A 3713-nucleotide genomic window follows, 5' to 3' on the forward strand; every position below is an offset into this window, starting at 1 on the left:
CCGGCCTGCATCTGCGCCAGTGAAAGTTCGGTCAGCGGGCTCATTCGATCACCTTGGGCACGGCAAAGAAGCCGCTGGCGGCGTCTGGCGCGTTGGCCAGCACCTTGTCCTGAATGCCGCCGTCGGTCACTTCGTCGGCGCGCCAGCGCAGATTGCCCCCGAGTCCCTTGGGCATGACGCTGGCCATCGGTTCGACACCCTTGGTATCGACCTCGCCCAACTGCTCCACCCAGCCCAATATGCCATTGAGCTGTTCGACCAGGCCCGGCACTTCATCATCGGTCACGGCAATGCGCGCCAGGCGCGCGATCTTGCGTACGGTTTGGCTATCCACAGACATGGGCTTGCCGCTAGCAGGCGAGGCGGCTTGCAACAAGGGGGCGAACGCGTCCCCGACAGCTTGTCACGTCAACGCCGCGCGTGCCTGCCCTGCAATGTGCGCCAGCATCGCCGCGCTCACCGTGCCGCTGTCGCGGGCGCGGGTGATGGACGCGGCAATCCGCGTCACCCGCGTCGCATGGGCTTCCAGCCACAGCGCCAGCACCTGCACCGGGTTGCTGCCTTCCGGCACGACATGGCGCAGCAGATCGAGGCGAATCTGTTCGAAATCGCGCACCAGTGCCGCGGTCAGCAGCCGTTCCCACGGGTCGGACGGGTTCATCGCCGCTGCCGCGCCGCGCGCCCAATCCAGCCCAGCGGTTTCGCCCAGCATCGTGTAGGCCCGGGCGGTGGCCGCCACGTCCAGCCGACGCTCCGCCGCCAGCAGGGCGATCCCCACCGCACCGTCCAGCGCTTCGACATGAACGATGGTGCGCGCCAGATCAGCCGGCGCGCCCGCCGCCGCCAGTTCGGCTGCCGAACGATCAAGCTGGCCGCGCACTTCGGCCTTCACCAGTTTTTCGATGTTGTTGCCCAGCGCCTTGAGGCCGGGCGCGATCGCTGCCACCAGGGCGGTGGCGCTGCGGCCGCCGCCCAATCGCACCAGATCGGCCATCTGGGCCCGCAGCACGCCTTGCGCCGCACGGTGCAGCGCGTTGGCGGCCGTGGCCGGCACCGCGGCTGTATCGATGGCCTGCCACAGCCCGGCAAAGCCGAACAACTGGCGCGCGGCAATGAAGGCGCGGGCGATATCGGCGATCCCGGCGCCCAGTTCCTCGGCCAGTTCGAACGGCGCTGACAGGCCGGCGCGGTTGATGAGTTCGTTGGCCAGCTTGGTCGCTACCAGCTCGCGGCGCAGACGGTGGTTCAGGATGGCATCGCGGTGCTTGACCTGCATGGCGGTCGGGAAAGCGGCAATCAGATCGGCTTCCAGCAGCGGATCATCCACCATCGCGCTGGTGACCAGCACATCGTACGTCGCCATCTTGGCATAGGCCATCACCACGGCCAGTTCCGGCCGGGTCAGGCCTTCGCCGGTCATGGCGCGCTGGCCCAGCACATCGTCACCGGGCAGGCCTTCGACCTTGCGATCAAGGCCAACGCGGCCTTCCAGCGTCTGGATCAGGCGCTGGAACACCGGCACGGCAGCCGCGCCGCCGGTTTCGGCCAGGCTGATGGCCTGGGTTTGCAGGCGATTGTCGCGCAGCACCAGTTCGGCGACATCGTCGGTCATCACCTTCAGCAACGTGTCGCGGTCGGGGCGAGTCAGCGTGCCGGCGGCCACTTCGCCGTTCAGCGCGATCTTGATGTTCACCTCGTGGTCGGAACAATCAACGCCGGCGCTGTTGTCGATGAAATCGGTGTTGATACGGCCGCCAATGCGCGAAAATTCGATGCGTGCCGCTTGCGTCAGGCCGAGGTTGGCGCCTTCGCCGATGGCGCGGGCCTTCAGTTCGCGGGCGTCGATGCGGAGGCCATCATTGGCGCGGTCACCCGCATCGGCGTTGCTTTCGGTGGACGCCTTCACATAGGTGCCGATGCCGCCGAACCAGATCAGATCGATCTGCATCTTCAGGATGGCGCTGAGCAGCTCGCCGGGCGCCATGGCTTGCGCACTCACGCCCAGCATGGCCTGCACCTGGGGTGACAGCGGGATGGATTTCAGGCTGCGCGCAAACACGCCGCCGCCTTCCGAAATCAGCGCCTTGTCATAATCGTCCCAGCTCGACCGTGGCAGCGCAAACATGCGCTGGCGTTCGGCAAAAGCGGCCGGAATATTGGGGGCGGGATCAAGGAAGATGTGGCGATGGTCAAAGGCGGCCACCAGCGCCACGGCCGGCGACAGCAGCAGCCCGTTGCCGAACACATCGCCCGACATGTCGCCAACGCCGGCCACGCGGATGGTCTCGCTCTGCACGTCGGTGCCCAGCTCGCGGAAATGGCGCTGCACCGAAATCCACGCGCCCTTGGCGGTGATGGCCATCGCCTTGTGATCATAACCATTGCCGCCGCCCGAAGCGAAGGCATCGCCAAGCCAGAAGCCATGATTTTCAGCAATGGCGTTGGCGGTGTCGGAAAACGTGGCAGTGCCCTTGTCGGCGGCGACCACCAGATAGGGATCGGGCGCATCATGGCACACCACGCCATCGGGTGGCAGCACGGTGCCGGCCACATCCAGATTGTCGGTGATCGACAGCAGCGCGCGAATATAGACCCGATAGGATTCGGTGCCTTCCGCCAGCCATGCATCCCGGTTCGATGCTGGCGGCAGCTGCTTGGGATAGAAACCGCCCTTTGCGCCGGTCGGCACGATCACGGTGTTCTTCACCTTCTGCGCCTTCACCAGGCCCAGCACTTCGGTGCGGAAATCGTCGCGCCGGTCAGACCAGCGCAGGCCGCCACGCGCAATCGGGCCGCCGCGCAAATGGATGCCCTCCACGCGCGGGGAATAGACCCAGATTTCGCGATAGGGGATCGGCGCCGGCAGGCCCGGCATCTGGTGCGAATCGATCTTGAAGGCCATCGCCTCCGGCCCGCCCGGCACATAGAAATTGGTGCGCAGCGTAGCCAGCATGGCAGCGCGGATCAGGCGCAGGATGCGATCGTCATCGATGCTGGCCACATCGGCGAGGCCCGCTTCGATGCGGGTCAGCACCTCCGCCTGTGCTGCCGCACGGTCGGCCACAGAATCGGCAGTGGTCGCAGCGCTCTGCGCTGCTTGGGGGCCAAAACGCGCCGCAAACAGCGCCACCAGATCGCGGGTGATGTCCGGATAACGCTTGAGCGCATCGACCACCGTCATCACGCCATAGGTGACACCGGTCTGGCGCAGATAGCGGAACCAGGCCCGCAGCAGGGCCGTTTCGCCGGCATCCAGCCCGCAGGCAAGGATCAGCGCGTTGAAACCGTCATTTTCCTGTGCGCCGGTCAGCACATCGGTCAACGCTGGCGCGACGCGGCTGGCCAGGCCGGGCAGATCGGCCAGCATCGCCGCATCGGGCACTTCGGCCAGGAAATCATGCACCCAGCCCAATTGGCCGTTGGCCAGATCGAAAGGATATTCCTCGATCACGCGCAGGCCGAAATTCTCCAGCACCGGCACCGCTTCCGACAGCGGGATGATGCGGCCCAGGCGATAGATTTTCAGCCGGACCTGGCAGTTTGTGGCGCTGGGCACAGCGCTGGCGAGCAGGCGCACGCTGCGCTGGCTCTCGTCCGACAGGTCGGCCAGCGCCATGATGTCGGCGGCGGCTTCGGCCGGTTGGTGCTGGGCACGATAGCTGGCGGAAAACGCCCGGCCATGGCTGCGGGCCAGCCGCGCGGCGCGGGTTGGC

At 66.5% G+C, this 3713-nt stretch carries 2 protein-coding genes; both read right to left on the minus strand.

Going from position 1 to position 3713, the window contains the following annotated elements; translation table 11 throughout:
- Window positions 1-40: 40 nt before the first annotated feature.
- Window positions 41-340 carry an Asp-tRNA(Asn)/Glu-tRNA(Gln) amidotransferase subunit GatC gene (gene gatC, locus RMO81_RS08435; RefSeq protein WP_310475383.1) on the minus strand — a complete coding sequence of 100 codons (300 nt, stop codon included), beginning with the start codon at window positions 338-340 and terminating at the stop codon, window positions 41-43.
- Between the two features lie 63 nt (window positions 341-403).
- On the minus strand, window positions 404-3713 hold a 3310-nt coding region (locus RMO81_RS08440), incomplete at its 5' end, for an NAD-glutamate dehydrogenase domain-containing protein (protein ID WP_310475384.1).

The sequence above is a fragment of the Sandarakinorhabdus sp. genome (assembly GCF_031422795.1).
GTDB lineage: Bacteria > Pseudomonadota > Alphaproteobacteria > Sphingomonadales > Sphingomonadaceae > Sandarakinorhabdus.